Raw genomic sequence first — 22,922 nt, 5'->3', positions numbered from 1 at the left:
GGAGCACGAGCATGAGCGTCGCAAAACCAGCCAAGCGCAAACTCTCGTCTGTCCTGCGGTTCGCGGGCGTGCTCGCGGGCGTGTTTGTGATTGGGGCCACCGCCAGCGCGGTGTTTGCCCAAGATCCCACGGATCCCACGGATCCGCGCAGCGTCCCAACCGGCGCCCCGCTCACCCAAGCCAAGGACTTCGCGCGGACCCCCGCCGAAGACGAGATCTGGCAGCTCTACCAAGACGACAAGCTGCTCACTGCCCGCCGCAAGGTCGAAGCGCTGCTAAAGGACAACGACGACAGCATCGTCGGCCACTTCGTGTTCGCGCAGATCCTCCGCCGCGCCGAGGGCAACCTGCCCAAGGCCATGCAGCAGATGGGCAAGGCCCGCGAGCTGTATGAGCGCGAGTACAAGCCCACGGTCATCAACCTCGAGAGCACCCCGTGGCTCTTGCACCGCGAGATCCTGTACGCCGCCCAGATGATCGCCGGCGAGCTCGAGCGCCACGAGTACCAGCTGCAATTGCTGGACTATCACGACTCGCTCTACGACCCGCGGCTGACCGCCGAGCACGCCTGGCCGCTGATGCTGCTGGGCCGCTACGACGAGGCCCGCAAGTACGCACAAAAGGCCGCAGAGAGCAGCGACGAATTTCAGCGCTCGCTCGGCCGCAACGCCATGTGTGCGATCGAAGGCGAGGCCGGCACCCGTGAACAGCGATTTACCGCGTGCCTGTCGGCCTACGACGACGCCGCCGACCGAGCCCGCGGGGATGATCCCTTTGCCCGGCCCGACGAAGTCACCAGCGTCACCGTCCACGCCTACAACGCCGCGCTCGCGGCCATGACCGCCCTGCGCCCCGACGAGGCCGAGCGCCTCGCCCAGGCGGGCGCGACCCGGATCGAGTTCACGCCCGCCAACCCGTGGCGCTTGCTGGTCCGCCTGTACACCGATCAAGGCCGCATGGACGAAGCCGTGCAGGCGCTGCGCGAGATGCAGGCGTGGCGGCGCAAGATGCCGCCGCACCTGCGCGAGCAAGTCCGCGCCGAGACCGACGTCGCGTTCGCAACCGTGCTGCTGATCGCGGGTGAGACCAAGACCGGCCTCGAGGTCGTCGATCGGGCGATCGCCAACCCCGACCGCCGCGGGCTGACCTCGTCGTCCAAAGAGCAGGCGTTGGGCGCCCACGCGCTGCTGCGTCGGGCCCTGCGCCAGACCCACGCGGAGGTCGAGGCCGAGCGCGCGGTCTGGTCGGGCACGGCCGAGTCCGCCCGGATCACCCGCGACGCAGCCCAGCGACGGCTTCACGACTGGGCCGACGCCGAGCGGATCCGCGGGGTCCTCAACGACGACGATCGACTCGTCGCCAGCTTTCGCATGTATGTCGCCGGCGGCCTCGAGCCCGTGCCCAGCTGGCTGATCGGCGACTTGGTCCCGATCCTTGGCGCCGGCGTGAGCGCGGTGGTGCTCGACATGGTCCGCGACGCCGAGGACGACGCCGCCCTCGATCCTTACTACGACGCGTTCGCGGCCGAGATCGCGATCCATCGGGGTAAGCGCAAAGACGCGCTGAAGCTGGCCAACCAGGCGCTCGACACCCTGCCGGAATTCGAGGCGCTGCTGCGGGCCCGCGTCGCCGCGATCGCCGGTGAAGCCGCGATGGGCCTCGGCCAAGACCAGGCCGCGCTCGAGTTCCTCGCCACGGCCATGCAGCGCGACGCGGGCGTGATCCGCCGTCGCGGCCTCGCGCTGCCGGCCAAGATCCAGAGCGACGCCAGCGGCCCGGTCGCCAAGCGCGTGCTCGAGCTGCTCGACGACTCGCCGCGCTTCGAGCTCGACGACAACGCCGCTGGATTCACGATCACGCTGTCGGGCACCGGCCGCCAGCTCGAGCTGTGCTTGCTCGAACCTGCCGGCGGCGTGCTTGGCTGCGCGTCGACGCCCCCGGAGCCGGACCCCGACGACCCCGCGACCCAGCCCACTGGGGCCACCACTGGGATCACCCCCGAGCTCGATGACAACGACTACGCGTCGATGACCGCCGAGGCGTTTCACGCCCGCGCGTTTGCGATGCCGGTTGGGCTGTCAAACATCGACCTAGGCTCGCTTGACGGCACCGCGACGATCTCCGACGAGGCTAACCGCGAGCGCATGCAGGGGCTGCTCGATCGGGTCAAGTCCGAGTCCGAGTAGACGATAGCTGCTGAAACGGCGGCTTTTCCAAGCTGACAATAGTCATATTTGCGTCGACCCAAATCGACCCAAGCGTGGCGTCGTTCGATGGGTTCGATGTCACGTGAAAACTCCGCCCTGATCGCGCTTGGCGAGCTCATGAACCTCGAAGCGCAGCGGGTGCAAAAAGTCCAGGACGAGGCCGAGGCCCAGCGCGCAGCCGAACTCCACGCCCAACAAGTGGCGGCGCGCGCCGAGCAAGACCACCGAGAACGAGTCCGCGCCGCCGCGGAGCAGCGGCTGCGCCTCGAGCAAGAAGCGCGCGAGCGCGAACAACGAGAGGCGCGCATTCGGATCGCCGAGGCCGAAGCCCGAACCCGCGCCGAGGCGGACGCCCGACTCCGCGAAGAGCAGATGCGGCTCGACGCGCAGGTCAAGATGGCCGAGCGCAAGCAGACCCCCTATTGGCTCTACGCGACGGCGGCCATCCTGACCGTTGGCCTCGTGGTCGGGGGCGGCTATTCGTACCAAGCCCGCCAGGCCGACGCCGCCGAGAAGCAACGCATTGCGCAGCAGCTCGCGGAGAAGCAGCAGGCCCTCGAGGCGCTCGACGCCAAGGCCCGTGAGCTTCAAGCTGACATGGATCAGAACGCGATCAAGCTGGCCGAGCTCCAGGCTGCGAGCGAGACCGCCAAGAGCGAACAGGAGCGGGCACAGATCGCCGCCCAGATCGCCGCCAAGCAGCGCGAGAGCGCCGAGCTCGCGTCCAAGCTCGCGGCCACGAATGGGCGGCGCGGCAACGGCCGCAGTAATAGCAACAATAGTGGCAACAGTGGAGCGACCGGAAAGACCGGACGCGACAATCCGCTGATCCTCGCCAATGACGACGGCGGCCCGCTGCGCTAGCGAGAACCGGCATACTGCGAATGCCGACCGACAACGGCCCCGGGTGGCTCTACTACGCTGAGGACCATCAGCTCGACAACATGATCGAGCGGCGGCTGTGGCGGATTCGCCTAGACGGCGCCGACAAGCAGCTGCTCGCCTCGAACGAGTGGCAGATCAGCGACATCGCGGTGGACGAGAGCCACCTGTGGTGGGTCACCGACATCAGCGGTGAGCTCTGGCGCGCCGGCAAAGACGGGAGTCAAGCAGAGCTCATCGCCAAGGTTGCCACACCCGTCGGGTTCGAGCTCCGCGAGGGTGCTGCGTGGGTCAACGGCTTCGGCGGCCTGTATCGCGTCATTCCTGGCGAGGCGCCCTACTTCGTCGCTGGAGGGGCCAAGAACTTCGATCTCGCGGTCGACTCCACCCATGTCTACCTGCCGAAGTGGAACTTCGACGAGGAGACCCACCTCGGATGGATCCACCGCTATCCACGCCATGGCGGCGAGTACGACCCCCTCGAGGGCGAGTTTGTGGTGGACAAGTTCTCGCCCAAGCCCACGACCGTTCAGGTCGACGAGCACGCCGTCTACTGGGCAACCGCCGACACGGACACGGGCGAGGGCGCGATCTGGATGGTGTGCAAGTCCGCGATCTGACTACCACGCCCGCCCGGTGCGAGCGCCTGCCTGATTCGACTCGTAGCCGCCACCCTACTAGGCCCAGCTCGGCGAGCGCCCGTGGGATGTCGTCGGGCCTGTTGGCGATCTTCGGCCGCCGAGTATAGCGTGGGCCGCCGCGAATGCGGGGACTGGCTCGAGATCTTGGCGCTCTGGTGCAAGGCATTCGGCCGCCGCGTGGTTGTGCGCGCTGGTCTATTGCAGCTCCGCCCCCCACACGCTCTTGGACGCCGGCCCCGTGGGCCCATCCTCGAGCCGACACACGCCAATCAGGTCAGTGATGTCGAACGGAATCCCGAGCACCGAGCAGTCCTCTTGGTTGCCCCAGCGATAGATCGGCCCCTGGCCCGGGACCGCGGGATCACCGGATCCGGCGTCCGTGAATTGATCGCTCATCCACACGGGCCACTGCGCCCCGCCCAAGCCAACCCCTTCAGCGTAGTCGAGCGCGACCATGTTCTCCCAGGTATCCCACGCCACGCCAGCGCTGGTCTCATCGGTCAAGTCTGCGCAGACCAGCGTCACGCACACATCGAAGAAGGTCTCTCCGATGGTTTGATACACGTGATCGCCAGGGCTGGACCACATCCCGTGCGAGCCCCAGGCCGAGTACACGACCGGGTGCGTGCCCTCGAGCAGCTCGACCTCACCGCTGTTCCAGTCATAGGCGCCCCCGAAGCTATGCGCTGACAGGTAGACCTGGCTCGGGACGTAACCATCGACGTCGTTGCCGAGCAGCCGCACCGTGATGTGCTCCCAGTCGCCAACGTGATTGCCCCAGACCGTGTCGGCGACGTTCTTGCCCCGGTTGTAGGGGAAGTAGAAGAAGTACACGAGGTCGACGACGTCGCCGCCTTTGTCAGCCCAATACGCGTAGACCGGCGCGGTCTCGAGTTCACCCGCGAAGAACGGGAGCGTGTCCGACGGGCTGCCAAGCGAGTCGCGCGTGCGCACCCAGTACTTGCCGTCGCCATCGGCGAAGCGCTCGAGTTCGGGGTACGCGAACTCGACCGACGACGGCCAGTAGCTCTCGTTGGCCGGGAACCACACCCGTGGCGCGTAGGTCTCGAGCTCGATCTGGTGGGGATCTGGGTCGCCATCGCCATCGCCATCGCCGGTTCCCGGTTCGCCGTCTCCGTCGCCGTCTCCGTCTCCGTCTCCGTCGCCATCGCCATCGCCATCGCCATCGCCGTCGCCATCGCCGTCGCCATCGCCGTCGCCAGTGGCATCTGTGTCGTCGCTCTCGCCCGTCTCGGTCGCGTCCGCGTCGACCCCCGAGCCCGATGGCTCCCCACATCCGCTCGACAGCAAGAACACGAGGGGGGCGACGCCGTAGATCTTCTTCACAGGTAACGACGCTACTACGGCGCCCTCCGGCTCCGGGCTTCAAAGCACCGCGCAGGTTACGCTTTCGGGCGTTTTTGCCCACGAGCGAGCGACATGGGGCGTAATGCAACACACATCCATTTCAAAATGTGTGGACCACTACAAGAGACATGTAAGCGCCATGAATACATATAGGAACCTGTAGTACGCATTCTGAACTCAGGAGATGTCCGCCAGTGTACCTAAGTACGAAAAGTCTCGAAAAACAGCTGATACGAGCCAACATGGGGCGATATCGAGCCAGATTACTGTACTTTTTATCACTTCCATACACATTGGAGTTGGCCTCATGGACATGTCCTTTGGTACAGTTCGGGGGCGGCAGACGACTCCTGCACGAGTCACTCACGCGACCAGGACCCACAAGATGAACCTCCGCGAAAACCAGCTCTCGGCCCGAAGTGTGATCCCAGTTGCCCTCGCGCTGCCGATCAACCGGGGTCCCGTCGACCTGCGTGTCCAGGAAGAACGGGAGCGACGCCGACGAGAAGCCGAGTACGAGGCGTCGCTCAAAGACCCATCGGTCCAGTTCTTCCTCTGATGAGACCCGCGACGCGAGACTCCTGAGCCACGAAAACGCTCACAGCTGGCCGCAGAAGCACCCACCCGTGCCTGCGGCCAAGCTGTTTTAGAACAGTGACAAGATACACCAGCGTGGAAGCGTGAATTCGTCGGGGGCTACGTACCGCCGCGCGACAGTAATCACCGTTGATAGGGCGGCTACGACGTGCCTGAGGCCCCCCAGCTCCAGGCACGTCGCGGCCGAGTGTCACACCGACCAGGAATCAGCGATTCTTCCGTCGAGGGAACGTTTAGTAATCGCGACCGAGCTCCGTAGCCTTCACCTAGACTGGCCCTCGAGCACAGTGAGCAATCTCCGGATCGGCAGCGACGACCCGGATCGAGATCACGCGTGCAGTTCGCCAACTCGGGATACTTGGCCTCGATGACCGCACTTCAGCCGATCCCGCTGAGCGAGCGTGCCCATGATCGCTGGCTCGCCGTCGCGCTCCTGAGCTTCGCGTGCACGAGCTTCGGTGTGGATCGGCTGGCCGCCCTCGACGTCGACTTTTGCGGCGAGCCGCAGCAACTGTGGGGCGCGCTGTGCTGGTACGGGCGCAACCTGGATCCGCTGTTTCTGGCCAACCCCCAGTGGCTGCGGGTGATGTCGGGGATCTCGGCGTTCGTGTTTGGGCCGGCCTACTTGGTGTTGGCCTGGGGGATCTGGCGCGGCGTCGAGGCGGTGCGATGGCCGACGATCGCGTGGGCCGTCGCGCTGCTCTACTCGATGGTGGTGCACCTGTGGATGGAGTTCTTCGGCGAGCTGCCGCCACCTCGACCTGGGCTGCTGATCGCGATCTACCTGCCCTACGCCGTCGTGCCGATCCTCGCGCTGTGGCGCCTGCGAGGGCCGCATCCGTTCACCAAGCGGATCTAGGAGCCCGTGGTGCAATGCATCGCGTCGCCGGCGTTGCACCACGGGCTCCTAGAGCGCCGATCAGTTTGGAGTCGCGGCGTCAGGTGCGTCTGGGGCCGTTCCTGCCTAGGAGGGAGGCCGAAGCTGTATCCGGCATACTGCGAGCGCCGACCGACAACGGCAGGGGCGGTCCCAGATGTGCCTGGCGTCGTGAATTCAAACTGATTGGCGCTCTAGCCCCCGTCTGGCTGACCGGGCTCCACAGGCTCCACGGGCTGCGGCACCGCCAGACGCAGCTGCTCGAACAGGCTCACCACCGGATCGACCGCGCGCCGGACACCGCTGCTGCCCCGCTCGCTGCCCTCGCCCCGGATCTCGGCGCCGCCATCTTCGAACTCCGCGTCGCCGGCCCCGGCGAGAAGATCGTCACCGGGTTGGGGTTCGCCTTGCATGATGCCGCCCACGCGACCCGCACCGCGGCTCGTCCGACCCGAGCGGGTCAGCGGTGACTGATCCGGCGCGGGCCCGGACGCGGCAGGTCCGATGGCGGTCGCGGGCGACTGTGGGGCCTCGTCGATGCTCGAGTCGGCTTCGTCGGCTTCAGGTTCGCCAGGGGTGGTTGCGTCCGCTTCGGCGTCCGCCTCCGCTTCCGCCTCCGACTCCGCCTCCGCGCCAGGCTCCTCCGCGTTGCCACCAGCCCCGACGTTGGCGTTTGACATGTGCCACGCGCCCATGCCAGCGCGAACCAGCGCGTGCAAGTCCGGGCGAAGCCGCTGCGGATCGTTGGCGCGCTCGCTCAGCTCATCCCAGCTCGTGGCGAGCGCGTCGCTCAACTTGGCCACCCCCAGCGCCTCGGACTCGAGCGCCAGCGCCTCGGACAACATCGGCAGATCGACCAGCGGCAGCATGTAGCGCTCGACGAGCAGCTCGATCTCGTTGGGCGAGAGCTCGAAGCGGCGCCCAAGCTCACGATCGATGCTGGTCCCGACCGCGTTGCGGTAGTCGTAGCGGCTCCACTGGGCCTGCACGACCTGCAACATGCGCGCGCGCAACAAGGTGCCGACGCTGCTGCGATAACTTTGGTTGGGGTGCTCGCTGAGCCCGCGATCCAGGCGGTTGTAGAGCGAGGCCATCAGCTGGTCCGCGTGCCACTCCCACGGTGACGTCAGCGAGTAGGGCCCGACCATGCCCCAGGTGACCGCCGGACTGTTGCGCAAGAATTCTGGACCTGACTCGCGCTGGACACTCTCGAACCACACGGCCCACTCGTTGGCGGCCGAGCCACGGTACAGATACCGGGGGCTGGTCGCGTAAAAGTGTGGCCAATACAAGCGATGATAGTAGCCCTCGCCTAGCGTGTTCTCGTCGACTTCCCACCCAAAGCGCTCGAGGCTGCTGGTGAAGTTGCCCGGCGGGAAGTGCATCTTCTTGTTCTCGGCGAGCAGGTTGGTCTCGTCGAAGTCCTGGGCGAGCTGCCAGGCGTGGTCGACCTCGTGGACCAGCAGCCCAAGCAGCACCAGCGGCGGCGCGCCCTCGAGGCTCTTGGTGTAGACCGTGAGGGTCTGGGTCTGCGCCAGCATGAAGCCGTTGTCGCCAAGATCGGGGCTGATCAGCAGCTGGTCTTCGACGGCGATGGTGCGCAGCGTCGCCAGGCGCTCGTGGAACACCAAGCGCAGCGTGTCGTCGATCGCGTGGACCAGCTCGGGGGTGAACCGAGCGCTGCGCTCGACCAGGATCACGTCGTAGTCGCGGAACAGCGCGGCTTGGATCTCGGCGAGTTGGTCGCCCTTGCGCCGCGACCAATCCAAGTGATCGGGGATCCCGTCGCCGTCGCGGTCGGCGAAGCTGCCGGGCTTGTCGGGCACGCCGTCGCCGTTGGTGTCGACCCCGCCAACGTCGCGATCATAGGGCGCCGAGTCGTAGACGTTGCGGATCCCGTCGTTGTCGAGGTCCAGGTCGCCCTCGAAGAACTTCCCGCGGTACTCGCTGATCCGGTAGTCGAGCACTCCGTCTGCGTCGGTGTCACGGGTTGCGAACGCGAGCAGCTCGACGTCGTTGCCAAACAGGTCGTGCAGCTCACGAACTTCGACCGGCGGGGCCTCGGCGAGGTTGTGCTCCAGCCGACGGAGCTCGCGCGGGCTCGGGGTCGGGGGCATCTCGTTGTTGCGGTAGAACACGTGGCGGAGGCTGCGGCGTTGCTCCTCGGCGCGTTCGCTGGGCCCGAGCTCGAGCCCGGTGGTGGGGATCACGGGCCCGCGTTGGTAGGCCACCCCGCTGGTGCAGCTGAACACCACCAGCAACAGCAGCAGCAAGCCAAGGCCCCTTGGCATCCCGAACAGCCGCGACCTTCGGGTTGGCCCCCTGCTGCGGCGGGCGGCGGCCGGCGAGCAGGGACCCTTCGTCCTGTCGCCGCCGTGTGCCTCGAGCCGTGCTGGGTGCATCGATCGCAAACCTACCACTGTCCCGCGTTGCCGCACGAGAATCCTCTGCATTCTGCGGGCCATCGACGCGCCTGTGAAGCAGCCGACGCACTTCGCCAGCTGGCCCCGCCTCGGCGCCGCTATTTCGGGGCCGATCGTCCGCGCGCGCGCCGAGCCACGAGCGCCACGAGCACGCCCATGACACGCGCGCCTCGCTCGGTGATCCCGTGGAGACCACACACGCCAGCGTGGACAACTCAGCTGCGCCCGAACAGCTCGCGCAGCTCGGGCGCGCGCGCGGCCACACACCACGCGGTGAAGTGGGCCAGGTAGTTGACCTGCGGCGCGCTCAGACCGGTCTCGATCGTCGGGTAGTTGGGCCAGCGCTGGGGCACCGCGGCGGCGACGACAGGTCGCAGCTGGTCCGTCCATGTGGACGCGGGGTCGAGGTGAAACCACAGCACGTCGACGACCCGCTCGCGCACGCCAAACCACGCGTTGGCTTGGACCTTCAGGCTGCGCTGAAGAAACGCGCACGACTCGACGCCCGCGCGCTCACCACCCCCGCTGGTCGCGGCCCACAGGCCATCGAGCAGCTCCGCGAAGGCATGCTCGGGAAACACCCGGTCGTGCCGAAAGTCCGTCGCTTTGGGATCGACATCGCCGCAGGCCCCAGCCGGGATCGCGGGCGCGCCCGCGGCATAGGGCAGGTAGCCCACGCCCTCCCGATAGGGCTGGTAGCCAAACAACGGCGGAATGCCCCGGTCGACGATCACGAGATCCAATCCGTCGGTCGAGCGCTCGACCGGCTCGGGGCCGTTCACGAACACGATCAGCGAGTCGATGTCCTCGTAGGCGAGCAGCGCCGTGACGCCCAGGGTGTCGACGCTGCCCCCGTCGACAAAGTGGTTGGGCTGGCCAGCGGGGGGATCGGCGGCCGGGCAAAAATAGTCGTAGCGCGGGACGATGCCGTCGCGCTGCCGATCGAACAAGAAGTCGGCATAGAACGCGCTGCTGGTACCAACGAGGTCCCACAGGCTGAACAGCGAGCTGATCCGGACCGCGATCGGGTGCTCGTCATCGGCGACAGCGTCCGTTGGGCCCACGCGATCCAAGAGTTGGCCGCCAAAACAAAACGGCGTGACCGCGGCGCCGCCGATCCGCTGGTTCCACGCATCTCGGGCGGCCGGCTGCGAGGTGACCCCGACGAAGAAGGGCGTGCCTTGCAGCGGCGCGATCGCGGGCTCGCCAAGCTCGTCGCGGACCTCCAGGCCCACGTTGCAGATGTAGAAGGGCCGCCGCGCCTCGCCAGCGTGGGGCTGCTTGACGACGTGGGCGGTCGCCGAAGCCAAGCCTGGATTGGCGTCACGGGCTGCTTGCGCGGCGGCCTCGTCGAACGCGAAGAAGCTCCGGGGCTGGCCGTCGTCGCTCGCGGCGTACAGGCCAAACGGAGCGAACAAGCGCTCACCGATCACGGCCTGCCAGACCCGGCCACCCGGCACACCGCGCTTGCTGAACGCAGCCACGCCAGCGGTCAGGCCGACGGCGGTGAAGTCCTTGCGGGTGATCGCGTGAGCAAAATTCGAACACGCGACCTCGGTCAGACACGCCCCGGGCGGAGCGCGCTCGGGTCCCACCAACACCAGCTCGCCCGGGTCTGCGACGTAGGGGCCCAAGAAGTCCTCGTCGGCGAACTCGCGCGGCAAGAAGGTCCACGCCGCCGACAACCAACTGCCCCCAGACACCGCCGCGATCGCGCGCACCTCATCGAGAAGCCCAAGCGCGTGCAGCCCCCGGAGCTGGCCCATCGACGCGACCGCCGAGCGCGAGCCGCCACCCGAGAGCGCCACGCCAACGTTGCCGGGGGTCTCGCGCGCGATGAAGCGATCCACGCTCAGGCCCGCGCCCGTCCTCAGCGCCGTCGCGCGAACATCCAGGGTCGCCGGGGGGGTCGCATCAAGTGTCTCGCGCATGGCCCGTCATGCTACCAGGGGTCCGAATTGAACAGCTACCCACATTCGGGTAGATCGCCGCATGCACGCGCCCGCGATCGCCCCTTCCATCTTGAGCGCCGACTTCAGCCGACTCGGCGCAGAGGTCCAGGCGATCGATGAGGCCGGCGCCGACTGGATCCACGTTGACGTGATGGACGGTCGGTTCGTGCCCAACCTGACGATCGGTCCGATGGTCGTGAAGGCCCTGCGCCCGGTCACTGCCAAGTATATGGATTGCCACCTGATGATCGTCGAGCCCGACAAGTACGTGGCCGAATTCGCGGCCGCGGGCGCCGATGGGATCACCGTCCACGTCGAGGCCTGTCCGCACCTGCACCGCAACCTGCAACAGATCCATGCGCTCCCCCACCACGGCCAGGATCGGGTCCGCGCGGGCGTCAGCCTCAATCCACACACGCCGATCGAGTCGGTGCTGCACGTGCTCGAGCTGTGTGACCTGGTCCTGCTGATGACCGTCAACCCGGGGTTTGGGGGCCAGCGCTTCATCCCCCAGGTCCGCCCGAAGATCCGAGCCTTGCGCGCGGCGATCCGCGAGCGCGGGCTGGCCACCCGAATTCAGGTCGATGGGGGCGTCACCGCAGACAACATCCACGAGAGCGCGAGCGACGGCGCCGACGTGTTCGTGGCTGGCTCGGCGGTGTTTCGCAGCGCGCAGCACCCCGGCGACTACAAAGGCGCGATCGCGGCCCTGCGCGCCAACGCGAGCGCGGCGATCACCAGCGACCAGGAATGAGCCGCGCCCCCCGCTCGGACCGCTCGGACCGCTCGAACCAAGCGGACGGGTCGACGGGGTCGCAGCCCGCATGTCACTATTCACCCGCATGTCCGACGACCACCCCACGCTCTCCGGCTTCGTCTCGCTCCCCGAGACGGCGTTCATGCACGTGTTCGAAAATCGCGACCTGCGCGTGATCCTAGGTGAGCGCAAGCAGGGCGCCCCGATGGGCGCAGAGGATGTCGAGCCCGCCCACCGCGAGCTCACCACGCTCGGCGACGACACCAAGGGCTGGGGGCTGATCATCGACACCCGCTTGGTCACCGGCAACAGCGACGAGCGCTTCGAAGCGGCGGTCAGCCGATCCAACGCGGTCCTGCTCGCCCATTTCGAGCGCGTGGTGGTGCTGGTCCGCTCGGCGATCGGCAAGCTGCAAGCCACGCGGATCACCGGCCTCAGCGACCAGATCCTCGTCACCACCGAAGTCGAGGCTGGGCTCGAGTTTCTCGCGCAATCGTCCGCCCCCGACCCCGGGGACCCCTCACGCTGATCGGCCCGGCCGGGCGAAACTTTGTCCGACGCTTTTGCGTCTGCCTGGGTCGTTGCCGGCATAACTAGCTACTTGCTCCCCCACCGGCGGCGCGTGGGCGACTGACGCAATCGAGCTTGCTCCTGCTCTTTCGTCACTATCGTCAGCGAGATTATCAAATCAGCAAACCAGCCAATGCGCGAAGGCTCGAGCGCTCGCCCAAGTGTGCACATAGGGCGAATTGACTTCAGACGACGAAGGCCTAGTCATGTGCATTGATGGAAACCGACGACATCGACCCCGACGCATCACAGCCGATCGCACTCGATCGGCGAGACTTCTTCCGTCTACTCGGCGCCACAGCGGTCCCCCTGGTCGTCCAGGGCTGCGTGACCGAGGACGAGGACGATTGGAGCGACGCTACCGAGCTGCGCGCCGTGAACCCCAGCGTCAAGCGCTCGGTCTCGGTCAGCCGCTCATTGCTCGAGCAACCAATCCTGAATCGGCAAGAACACATCTCGATTGACGATGCCCTCACCCAGTATCTGTCGCTTGGCGATCAATGCAGAGTGGAGCGGAGCAACGGCAACGTCGCGCTATACACCGTGGGCGAGGTCCGCAACGAGTCCAGCAGCAAGCGCATACGCATGGGCATGGCCGCGCGCTCGCGGCTTGGAACAACAAACACCTTCAGCGCCAAGCTGTACACCGCGGTCGTGGCCGAGGGCCTGAGCGACGCGCAGGCCCAAGCGCAGAGCGAGTTCGTCGAGCGGCGGGTCGACGACGGGGTCCACACGGGGCTGGTCGTGATCGCGCCCCACGGCGGGTTCATCGAGCCCCGCACCGACAATCAGGCCGAGTTCATGCGGTCGTTGCTGGCTGGCAAGGGCGTGAGCTCATGGGTGTGCAAGGGCTACAAGCTTGGCGGGGGTGCCTACGACCAATGGCACATCACCAGCACCGACCTGAGCCGCAGCAGCTTCCCCGGCCTCGACGCGATCGCCGACCGCGGGTTTGACTATGCGGTGTCGTTTCACGGCCTCAGCCAAGAGCTGGTGATCGTTGGCGGCGGCGGGCCCCAACAGCTCAAGGCGGCCGTCCGCGACGCGATCGCCAACGTGCTGGCCGGGACGGGGATCGAGGTTACGATCGCACAACCTGGCGATCAGTACGCTGGGGACTCGCCTGACAACGTGGTCAATTGGCTGACTGGCTGGGGAACCGGCGGCATTCAGATCGAGCAGAGCCTGCGCGCGCGGCAGGAACACTGGCAGGACATCGCCACCGCCGTCGCCCAGGTGTTTGATCTGCTGATTTAATGCCGCACACCCTGAGTTCGTTCCGGGTTAGGTGCGGAGCTGAGGCCCAAGGGCGAGGAGCGGCGACGACGCTGTCGCCGGGCGTACTGCTAGACCATTGGGCCTCAGTGCCGTGCATGACCCGGAGCGAACTCGGGGTGTGCGGCGCTCGGCCTGACCGCAGGCATCTGGCCCGGACCGGCTCGGGATGCCACGATGTCGGCGTGAGCAAGGCTGACTACCGACCCGGCCGCAGGCGCAAGCCGGTCGTCTCGATCGTACTGGACTGGGCGGCCGGCGTGCTGGTCGGCATCTTGCTGGTGATGGTTGGTGCCGGCCTGGTCTCGCTGTTCGTGCCCCCCGGGCCCGAGCGCGCGGGCGCGCTGATCCACATGAGCATCGTGGTGTGGCCGATCGGCGCGGCCTTGGGGGTGTGGCTGTCGTTTGGCCAGCCGTTCACCGCCCGCGCGCTGCTGGGTGGGCTTGGACTCGCGGTTGTAGGCGCGGGCGCGGTGATGGTGCCGGTCTGGCTCGACGTGGACGCGGAGCTGCTGCGCGGGCTCGCCCAAGTCGCGGCGCTGGTGTCCGCGCCGGGCTTCGCCAGGCTCGGGGTCGCGCTCGCGCGTGGCAGGGACGATTGAGCTACCATCGCAGCGTGTCGAACCACCCAGGGCTGCCACGCACGCCGATCGTCGAGCACCTCGACGCACGCCTGATCGGGCCGGGCAGCGCGGCGGTCATCGAAGCCAGCGAGCTCGCGGCGCTGCAGACCGAGACAGGCCTCGACAAACACGCGCTGATCCTCGCGTCGCTCGAGTGGGCGCGGCGCTGGGCTCGGGCGCCGCTGTCCAGCTTCGAGGTTGGTGCGGCCGCGCTCGGCGAGTCTGGCCGGCTGTACCTCGGCGCCAACATCGAATTTCATGGGTTCCCGCTGTCACAGACGATCCACGCGGAGCAGTCGGCGATCGCCCACGCGTGGGCCCACGCGGAGACGGGCTTGACGGTGATCGCCACTTCGGCGGCACCGTGTGGGTTCTGCCGTCAGTTCATGTTCGAGCTGCCCGAGCCGCGTCCGCAGCTGTTGCTCGCTGACGCGCCCGGGGGTAGGCCAATGTCGATCGAGTCGCTGCTGCCCTCGGCGTTTGGTCCCACCCAGCTCGGGAGGTCACCGCAGCTGCTGCGGGCGGGACCCCATGGGTTGCAGCTGATCCCCCATGCCCAGAATGCCGAGCATGCCGAGCATGCCGAGCTCACGCAGCTCGCCCTCGCCGCGGCCAACCGCAGCAGCGCGCCCTACACTGGCGCATGCGCGGGCGTGGCCCTCGAGACCGCAGACGGCCAGCGGTTTGCCGGCGCGGTCGCGGAGTCGGTCGCCTACAACCCTACGCTCGCCCCCATGCAGGCGGCCCTGATCGCCGCCCACCACGGCGGCCAGGGCGTCACGCTCTCGTCGATCACCCACGCGGTGCTCGTCGAGCTCGAGGGCGCTACGGTCTCGCAGCTCGACTTTGCCCGACAGCTGTTGGCGAGCGTGGCCCCGACCGCCTCGTGCAGCGTCGCGCTCGCGCGCGCCTGAGCCCGTCAGCCCGACCAGCTCGCCAGCTGACAAGGCGATCAGCCGCCGGTCAGCCCGACCAGCTCGAACACCTTCAACGCGTGCAACATGATCAGCACAATAGCGATCGGCACGACAAAGCGCAGCACCTGCAGCCAGGTGACATACAGACCCTCGATCTTGCCCAGGGTCGAGCCGGCGGCGAACTGAACCCGCCGGGCCTCTTCGCCGACCCGCCAGGCCGCGAACAGCGAGATGCCCAGCCCACACAGCGGCAACATCCAGTTGCTCGACACATAGTCGAACAAGTCGAACCAGTTCATGCCAACCGCGGCCTCCATGCCGGCGCCAAAGGTGTGGCTGGACGCCGCGAGCGCCGAAGGGACCCCGAGCATGATGATCGCCCCGCCGGTGACCGGCACCGCGACGCTGCGCGACCAGCCCAGCTCGTCGATGAAGTACGAGGCCGTGACCTCGAGCAGCGAGATCGCCGAGGTCAGCGCCGCAAACACCAACAGCAAGAAGAAGGTGACCGCCCAGATCGTGCTGCCCGGCAGCTGCGAGAGCGCGATCGGGATGTTCTGAAACACCAAGCTTGGGCCGGCCGCGGGCTCCATGCCGTAGGTGAAGGTGATCGGGAACAAGACCAGGCAGGCCATCAGCGCGACCAGGGTGTCGATCACGGAGATCGCCACCGAGGCGCCGATGATGTCGTCGTCCTTCTTGATGTACGAGCCGTAGGTCAGCATCGCGCCCATGCCAACGCTGAGCGTGAAGAAGCTGTGACCCAAGGCCTCGAGCACGCTGCCTGGGCCGAAGTTGTCGGTGTGCAACCCAAACACGAACGACACGCCCTGGCCAAACCCCTCGAGCTGGCTGGCGAAGATCAACAGGGCGACGAACATCAAGAGCAGCAGCGGCATCAGCACGCGCGCGGCGATCTCGACGCCCTTTTGAACCCCGCCGATCACGATTGCGATCGTCATGGCCATGAACGCGACGTGCCACAAGATTGCCCCGCTGCCGTTGCCAGCCACTTGGCCAAACCGCCGCGCGAGCGCGGCCGGATCCGCCCCATCGATCGCGCCAGAGGCAGAGAACACCGTGTACTCGAGGGCCCAACCAGCGACGACGCTGTAGTAGGACAGGATCACGAAGCCCGCGAGCACGCCGATCCAGCCAACCCCGCGCCACATCGACTTGTCACCGGCCAGCTTGGTGAACGCGCCGACCGGAGACCGCTGCGTCATGCGCCCGAGCATGACCTCGCCGATCATGATTGGCAGGCCCACGAACACGATGCAGACCAAGTAGATCAGCACGAACAGGCCGCCGCCGTTCTCCCCGGTGATGTACGGAAACTTCCAGACGTTGCCAAGCCCAACGGCCGAGCCCGCGGCCGCGAGGATGAACCCAACCCGAGAGCCCCACTCACCGCGTCGTTCTTCCGCCATTCATTGGGTTTCGCCGGCTGCCCCGCGGCTGTCAAGCGCGAGCGATCGCCCCGCTGGCTTGTCGCTCGGGCCGGGGCGGGCGAAGCTTCTCGCTCGTGCTCGCAGATCCTCGCTGGGCCAGCGGCTGGCGCTGGTTGACGATCCTGATCGGGGTCGGCTTGCTCGCGGCGCTCGCCCGCGCCTCGGCGTTGGACGTTGGGCTGATGAGCGATGACTTTGCGCAGCACGGGATGCTCGTTGGGCTGTACCCGGGCCAGGGCTACGCGCCCTTCGATCTGTACGCGTTCTTTCGTGACGACCCCAAGCTGCTCGCGGCGCACGTCGAGGCCGGCACCGTGCCGTGGTGGACCCAGCCAGGGCTGCATGGCACCGTGCTGCGTCCGCTGTCGAGCGCGCTGCTGAGCTTGGATCATGCGGTGGTGCCCTACTCGCGGCCCTACGCGGCGTGGGCATGGCACCTTCACTCGCTGGCGTGGCTGGTCGCGCTGGTGGTCGCGGCGGGGCTGGCCCTGCGCAGGTTGCTGCCAGCGTGGATCGCCGTGCTCGCGGTCGTGCTGCTTGGCTGCGAGGCCGGCGTCGCCACGCCGATCGCCTGGCTGGCCAACCGCTGCGTGTTGGTCAGCGCGACCTTTGGGTGCTTGGCGGTGTGGGCCCACGTCGGCTGGCGGACGCTCGAGCTCGAGCGAAGGACAACGCGGCGCAGGCTGATCGCCGCCGAGGTCGTGCTGGTGGGTCTGAGCCTGGCGGCCGGTGAGTACGGGTTGTCCTTCGTGGCTTACCTGGTGGCCTACGAGCTGCTCGGCGCCCCCGTGTCGTCGGTCCGCGCGCGCGTGCTCGCCTGCGCCCCCGCGCTGGTGACCGCGCTGGCGTGGCTGATCCTGCACCGCGCGCTTGGCTACGGGAGCTCGGGATCGGCGATCTATGTCGACCCCTTCACCGCACCGATCGCCTGGCTCGAGCTCGCGGCGACGCGGATCCCCCGGCTGCTGACCGCGGCGTTCTGGTCGATCCCCGCCGACACGGGCGACCTGGTGCGCCGGTTCGGGTCCAGCTGGGTGGTGTGGGACATCGGGCCAAAGCCGAGCCCCGCCGCGTACGAGCGGGCCCACTCGATCGTCTGTGGGGTGTTGCTGCTGCTCGCTGGGCTCGTGGTCGCCCTGCTGCGCAGCGAGCTGCGTGAGCAAGAGCGCCGGACCCTGCGGTGGTTGACGGCTGGCGCGGTGCTGGGGCTGCTGCCGCTGAGCGTCGCGCCCGCCCACTCGCGCTTGCTGATCCCCGCGCAGCTTGGCACCTGTGCCTTGGTCGCTGCGATGATCATCGCGTCGGTCCGCGCGCTCGCGGGCGGCGTGCACTATCGGATCGCGAGTATCTGCTGCGTTCCGCTGACCGCCGTGCTGCTCTACGGACACACGGTGGCAGAGCTGCAGTGGGGTCGAACGTATCTGGCGATCCTCACCAACATGAACCGCACGATCGAGGCCGCGTTCGATCGCACGGACGTGCCCGCGGCCGACTTTGGCGGGCGCGATGTGATCGTGCTCAACGCGATCAGCCAGACCGTGGCGCTGCACGGACACTACCTGCTCCACTCTCGCGGGGAACCAACCCCACGCAGCTGGCGATCGCTGGCGATGGCCGAGTTTCCGATCATCGCGCGGCGGACCAGCAGGCGCAGCCTCGAGCTCTCGGCTGTGCAAAGTGGCTGGCTGCGCAGCGGCGCCGAGCTGTTCTTTCGCCGTGATGGCCAGACGCTCCCAGCTGGGACGGCCTTCGAGGTTCCCGGGCTCTCCGTCGAGATCGAGTCCGACGTCGAAGGCTACCCAAGTCGGGTCAAGTTTGGGTTCCCCCACTCGCTCGACGATCCTCGCTATCTGTTCTTGATCTCGACACCCGAGGGGCTGCGACGCTGGCAGGTGCCGAAGCGGGGGGAACGGGCGCCGGTCCCGATCCCCGCGCTGCCGCTGGTGTTCCCGGCCGAGTAGCCCGCCACGCCGCCCGCGGCGAACTTCAGGGTGAGTCAGGCGACTGGCGCGGTCGGGCCATGAACAGGCCCACGCGGACGCTGTCGGCTTGGAGCGGGTGCCATGGCTGGCTGGCGATCGCTGGAAACTCGCGCTCGAGCACGGCTGGGTCTTCGATGTGGAGGCGCGACTCGAGATCGCTGCACGCCTCGCGGCCCGCGGCCTCGCTACATAGTGACGACCGGTAGTAGAGCACCGGCTCGCCCAGGTAGAACGCCGAGACATCCGCGGCGCGCAGGCCCGTGCCGCGCAGCGATCCGCGAGCATGAAGCGGCAGCACGACCGCGCGGGTGTCCACCTCGCGGATGTAGACGACCCGCGCGACGCCCCAATCGCGGGCGCGCCACTCGAGGGCCCAGGTGGACTCGCGGGCGTCGGTCGCGGGACGGACTCGCTCGCTCGCGGTCGCCAGTGAGGCGAGCGCTGCAACGCCAAGCGCGACCGCGGCTGCGATCCGCTGGTGGCGGCGGCCTGGGACCAAGCGCGCAGCCAAGCTGGCGAGGCCAAGCCCAAGCACCGGGGCGAAGCAGGCAAAGTATCCGGCCTGGTAGCGCATGGCATCGACAGCGACCGGATTGAGTCGCACCGCGATCACCACGATCACGCCGAGTATCCCCGCGATCAGCAAGGTTCGCGCCCGCGCCGTTGGCCGCCGCAGGACCAGGGCAACACCGACACCAAGCGCGAGCAGACTGAGCCCGAAGGTCCACAGCAGCTGGCTTGGATCCACGGAGCCGCGCCCGATCGGGGTGTTCAACGGGCGCGAGAGCTCGGACAGCGAGGTCGCGGCGACGACGACAGCGATCACCGCCGTCGCCAGCAACGTCTGGCCAACGCGGGTGCGGGAGTGACCGGGGACGAACATGATCACCGTTGGCAGCACCGCCGCCGCGAGCCACCCAACCGGATGGACCCGCGCCGACTGGGCGATCATCAACCCAGCGCCGATCACTGCGACCACGAACGTGGGTGCGCGCGCAGATGTTCGCCGCGCTGCGAGCACGAGCAACGCGGCCGCCAGCGCCTGCAGCGAGATGACCGGCGCGTGGTAGCTGGCGCTGCGGATCAGCCGGACCACGGTTGGATCCAGCGCGACGATCACCACCAGCGCAAACCCGCACACCGGTCGCGCACCGACAGCCCGCGCCGCCGCGTAGATCGAGACCGACAGCACCACACCGAGTCCGAGGTAGGCCCACGCGAGCGCCGACTCGGGGTCGCCAGCACCAAGCCGGACCACGGCCGCGAGCAGCTCGGGGTATCCCGGCCCATACTCGGCCAGGCCGTCGTGGCCACGCAGGGCGAACTCCACCCACTGCGGTCCGTGCCCGTTTTGCAGGAAGAACGACCACGGCAAGATCGACTGCAGCGCGGCGCAGGTCAGCGCCAGTCCCAGCGCGACGTAGGACTCCCGGGTACGAAGCGGCGGGCGAGCTCGCCACACGACGCCGGCCATGACCAGCAGCCCCGCGAGGCCCAGCCACGGCGCCGGGGTTGGCGGGGCCTCGGCGGGCGCGACCTCGGGCTCGCCGAGGCGGTCGGGACTGGCGTCATCGGTCGAGCGCGGCGCCGCCACGATCGGGGCATGCCGAGGTCGGGGGGCACCGCTCGCCAGCGTGGGGACCGGGCCCGCGCGCGCACACTCGACGACCGCCGCGAACGCGGCCTGCAGCGGCGCTGGGGCGTCTGCCCAGCGTGGAAATTCACCGATCGGCGAGACACCGACGTCGTCGATCGTGGCCATTGAATGGCCGGCGGGTCTGCGCACCTCCACGCGTAGCTCGGTCGCCTCGCCGGCTGCGGCGCTGATGATCAGCATCCCCGCTGGGCAGCTGATCGCCGACATCGGCTGCCCCGTCGACTCCGCGCAGCTTCGCACCCACTGCTCGACCGGCTCGGAGCAGCTTGGATCGCCAGCCCGCGCGCGGCTCGGGGCCAGCACCAGCATCACGCCGAACACGAGCACCCACGCCCACAGCCCCGACCAAGACGGGGCGCGCGAATACCGAAGCTGCGCGGGCGCGGGGGCGTGCACGACCGCCGCAGTGTAGCGCCCGGCGCAGATCACAGACACGCGAAACGGCGTCGGGCTCGGTGGCGCTGGGCTCGGTGTCACCCGGCCGGAACGGAAGCGAAATCACTGCCCAAGCACGTCGGCCAACACCCGCGCGCGGACATTCACCCGGCGAAGACCTGTATCCTGCGCCCGTGCTCCCTCGTGCGCGGGTCTTGCCACGTCCCCTCTTGGGTCTGCTGGCGCTGGCGTTGGTGCTGCTGAGCGTGCTGCTGCCTCGGCCCGTCGCGGCTGCGCCCGCGGGCTCGTCCGCCGACACCCGCCCCGTGATCGTGCCTGGCCGCGAGGCGGAGATCACCGCGCTGTTCCAGCCCCACGCGATCGGAGACGAGCTCGCGCCAGGTTGGCGCTTGCACTCGTTCGGGATCAACGTCGGCACGATCAACGTCTGGATCGAGGGCCCCGAGACCGAAGGCCAGCGCGGCTACGCGCAGGTCAGCCTCGACCACCTCGACCACGCACCCCCCGGTGCCCAGGCGCTGACGGGCTTCGCGTTGCAGGTGATCGAGCAGCCGCCAGGCAGCGAGGCGGCGGTGGCGACCCTGGTCGGGGCGATCACAGCCAACGACGACGGCGCGTTCTGGGGCACCAACGTGGTCTATGCCGGTGAGCCGCGCGAGTACCCGTTTGGGTTCGAGCTGGATCACATGCGGCTCGGTTCCATGATCGAGCTGTGGTTGCGCGACGGGCTGGTGTTCTTGCTGTTCGTGACCGCCGTGTTGATCGTGATGGCGGTCGACACCCTGCGCGGGGCCCCGCGCTGGCACCGGTGGGCGCTGCCGGGGATTGTGGTGCTTGGCGCCGGGCTGCGCGTGGGCTTGTCCCCAACCGTCGCGCTGGCGCCGTGGCCCTATACGCGGCTGCTGGTCCCCGCCGGCAAGATCTTCCATGGCCCGGGGTTGGCGCTGCTGCACCCGGATCCAGTCTGGCTCAGCGATGTGGTCACCGGCACCGAGCTCGCGTTCTCGCTGCTCGCGCCGCTGGCGATCTTCGCCCACGTTCGCTACCTGCTCGATGATCACCGCGCCGCGATCGTGGCGGCCCTCGTCGTCGCGATCTTGCCGCTGCACCTGCGCTTCTCGCACTCCGACGCGGGCTTCATTTCATCGATCACGATCAGCTCAACGGCGTTCGCGTTGGTCCATCAGGCGACCCGTGGCAAGTCGAAGCTTGGCGGCTGGATCGCGCTCGCGCTGGTCGGGTTCCCGATCGCGGTGGTCTATCAATTGCGGCCGCTCAACATCTTGTACTGCCCGCTGCTGCTGGCCACGGTGTTCGTGGATCAAGGCGTGCGCACCGACAAACAAAAAGCCACGCCCGCGCGCAGCATCGCAACATTCTTGGTGATCTTGTTGGTGACCTTTGGGCTTGGGGTCCCGCAGCTGCTCGAGGGATTTGGCGACCAGGTCAACGAGGGCATGAGCCTGCGAACCGTGACCTCGGCGCTGATGGTCGTCGTCAGCCCGCGGCTCAACGCGCTGCTCAACCCGGTGTTCTCGCCGCCTTTGCTGACGCTGCTGGCGGTGTGGGGGGCGATTGATCTATGGCGCCGCGGCCGGCGACGGTTGTTCGCGTTCGTGGTGGGCTGGCTACTCGCGTTCTTGATCGCGCACGCCTACATCATCCCGGATTCGATGTACATGCAGGCCCGCTACCACCTGCACTTGATCGTGCCCTACATGCTGTTGGTCGCGTGCGGGGCCGATGCCGGGCTGCGCTGGCTGGACGACGCCCGCGCCCGCAAGCCATGGCTGACCCAGCGGCGCTACCAATTGCTGCGTGGGGGCGCGCTCGCGTATGTGCTGGCGTCGCCGCTGATCCACCTTCACGGTATTCGCAATGTCGCGCTCAACGATGTGCAAGAGTGGATGTTCGTGCACGAGGTCCGCGAGCAGATCCCGGCCCAGTGCACCGTCTTGGAATACACGGGCGTCGGCGCCGGACCTCGGTTTGCGCGAGTCGGTATCTGGATCGAGAACGGGGTCCAGCGCGAGCGCTATGACGTCGTCGAGATCCTCCAAGCCAAACAGGGCGAGCCGGAGCTGCCCGACCACGTCCGGGCGTTGCTCGAGGATCCGCCAGCGTGCCTGTACTGGTACGAGGGGCTGCCGTGCTTTGCCTACAAAGACGTCAGTGAGCCCAAGGCGCCCGTGTGTCGCGCGATCGAGGGGTTCGTCACGCTCGAGGAGGTCGCGGCGACCCGGTTTGCTTCGCGGCCGTACGACGAGAACCTCGCGTTTGGCCTGGGCGAGCTCGATCAGATCGAGCTGCGGCTGTTTCGGGCCTACCGCAAGCCCGAGTGATTTCG

General features: G+C 67.9%; 17 protein-coding genes. 12 read left to right on the top strand and 5 right to left on the bottom strand.

From position 1 onward, the window contains the following. The first annotated feature begins 11 nt into the window (after positions 1–11). The 3 genes from DB30_RS09640 to DB30_RS09630 all read left to right on the top strand — a co-directional run bounded on the left by DB30_RS09640 (position 12) and on the right by DB30_RS09630 (position 3,709). Positions 12–2,186 (top strand): hypothetical protein, encoded by a 2,175-nt coding sequence (locus DB30_RS09640; RefSeq protein WP_052548086.1) that lies wholly within the window; start codon positions 12–14, stop codon positions 2,184–2,186. A gap of 96 nt (positions 2,187–2,282) precedes the next feature. Continuing rightward, positions 2,283–3,071, top strand: coding sequence for a hypothetical protein (locus DB30_RS09635; protein WP_146658387.1), 789 nt, complete (start codon positions 2,283–2,285; stop codon positions 3,069–3,071). A 20-nt stretch (positions 3,072–3,091) separates the two neighbouring features. Further along, positions 3,092–3,709, top strand: a complete 618-nt coding sequence (locus DB30_RS09630) for a hypothetical protein (protein WP_052548084.1) — start codon at positions 3,092–3,094, stop codon at positions 3,707–3,709. Between the two features lie 216 nt (positions 3,710–3,925). On the opposite strand, the gene DB30_RS09625 is transcribed toward DB30_RS09630, so the two are convergent. Continuing rightward, positions 3,926–5,077: a Vps62-related protein gene (locus DB30_RS09625; RefSeq protein WP_052548083.1), complete on the bottom strand. Its 1,152-nt coding sequence runs from the start codon at positions 5,075–5,077 to the stop codon at positions 3,926–3,928. Positions 5,078–5,483: 406 nt separating this feature from the next. Here DB30_RS09625 and DB30_RS09620 point away from each other — a divergent pair, with 406 nt between their 5' ends. After that, positions 5,484–5,657 carry a hypothetical protein gene (locus DB30_RS09620; protein ID WP_153258264.1) on the top strand — a complete coding sequence of 58 codons (174 nt, stop codon included), beginning with the start codon at positions 5,484–5,486 and terminating at the stop codon, positions 5,655–5,657. 405 nt (positions 5,658–6,062) lie between these two features. Then, positions 6,063–6,554 (top strand): EXPERA domain-containing protein, encoded by a 492-nt coding sequence (locus tag DB30_RS09615; RefSeq protein ID WP_146658386.1) that lies wholly within the window; start codon positions 6,063–6,065, stop codon positions 6,552–6,554. 212 nt (positions 6,555–6,766) lie between these two features. Here the strand turns inward: DB30_RS09615 and DB30_RS09610 are convergent, their stop codons facing one another. Beyond that, positions 6,767–8,863, bottom strand: coding sequence for a hypothetical protein (locus DB30_RS09610; RefSeq protein ID WP_146658385.1), 2,097 nt, complete (start codon positions 8,861–8,863; stop codon positions 6,767–6,769). Positions 8,864–9,210: 347 nt separating this feature from the next. After that, complete coding sequence (locus DB30_RS09605) at positions 9,211–10,926, bottom strand: hypothetical protein (protein ID WP_146658384.1); 1,716 nt, start codon at positions 10,924–10,926, stop codon at positions 9,211–9,213. 61 nt (positions 10,927–10,987) lie between these two features. Between DB30_RS09605 and rpe the strand changes: the two genes are divergently transcribed. The 5 genes from rpe (at position 10,988) to cdd (ending at position 15,086) form a co-directional block, all read left to right on the top strand. After that, positions 10,988–11,701 (top strand): ribulose-phosphate 3-epimerase, encoded by a 714-nt coding sequence (gene rpe / locus DB30_RS09600; protein ID WP_052548079.1) that lies wholly within the window; start codon positions 10,988–10,990, stop codon positions 11,699–11,701. Between the two features lie 88 nt (positions 11,702–11,789). Next, on the top strand, positions 11,790–12,233 hold the full coding sequence (locus tag DB30_RS09595; protein WP_052548078.1) for a hypothetical protein: 444 nt from the start codon (positions 11,790–11,792) through the stop codon (positions 12,231–12,233). A gap of 257 nt (positions 12,234–12,490) precedes the next feature. Next, the gene (locus DB30_RS09590) at positions 12,491–13,531 is read left to right on the top strand and encodes a poly-gamma-glutamate hydrolase family protein (RefSeq protein ID WP_052548077.1); all 1,041 of its coding nucleotides are present in this window, start codon (positions 12,491–12,493) and stop codon (positions 13,529–13,531) included. Between the two features lie 203 nt (positions 13,532–13,734). Then, positions 13,735–14,151, top strand: coding sequence for a hypothetical protein (locus tag DB30_RS09585; protein ID WP_052548076.1), 417 nt, complete (start codon positions 13,735–13,737; stop codon positions 14,149–14,151). 14 nt (positions 14,152–14,165) lie between these two features. Continuing rightward, positions 14,166–15,086, top strand: a complete 921-nt coding sequence (gene cdd, locus DB30_RS09580) for a cytidine deaminase (protein ID WP_165703681.1) — start codon at positions 14,166–14,168, stop codon at positions 15,084–15,086. A 38-nt stretch (positions 15,087–15,124) separates the two neighbouring features. Here the strand turns inward: cdd and DB30_RS09575 are convergent, their stop codons facing one another. After that, complete coding sequence (locus tag DB30_RS09575) at positions 15,125–16,519, bottom strand: sodium-dependent transporter (protein WP_052548074.1); 1,395 nt, start codon at positions 16,517–16,519, stop codon at positions 15,125–15,127. Positions 16,520–16,614: 95 nt separating this feature from the next. Here DB30_RS09575 and DB30_RS09570 point away from each other — a divergent pair, with 95 nt between their 5' ends. Next, entirely contained in the window at positions 16,615–18,501 is a 1,887-nt protein-coding gene (locus tag DB30_RS09570; RefSeq protein ID WP_052548073.1) for a hypothetical protein, read from the top strand. Between the two features lie 25 nt (positions 18,502–18,526). Here DB30_RS09570 and DB30_RS09565 read toward each other — a convergent pair whose 3' ends face one another. Further along, positions 18,527–20,575: a hypothetical protein gene (locus DB30_RS09565; protein WP_146658381.1), complete on the bottom strand. Its 2,049-nt coding sequence runs from the start codon at positions 20,573–20,575 to the stop codon at positions 18,527–18,529. Between the two features lie 194 nt (positions 20,576–20,769). On the opposite strand from DB30_RS09565, the gene DB30_RS09560 reads away from it, so the two are divergent. Next, entirely contained in the window at positions 20,770–22,917 is a 2,148-nt protein-coding gene (locus DB30_RS09560; RefSeq protein ID WP_240480197.1) for a hypothetical protein, read from the top strand. Positions 22,918–22,922: the final 5 nt, after the last annotated feature.

This window comes from Enhygromyxa salina (assembly GCF_000737335.2).
In the GTDB taxonomy this organism is placed as follows: Bacteria; Myxococcota_A; Polyangia; order Nannocystales; family Nannocystaceae; genus Plesiocystis; species Plesiocystis salina_C.
Note: the sequence above shows the minus strand (reverse complement) of the source record. Positions and strands in the feature narration are given on the sequence as shown.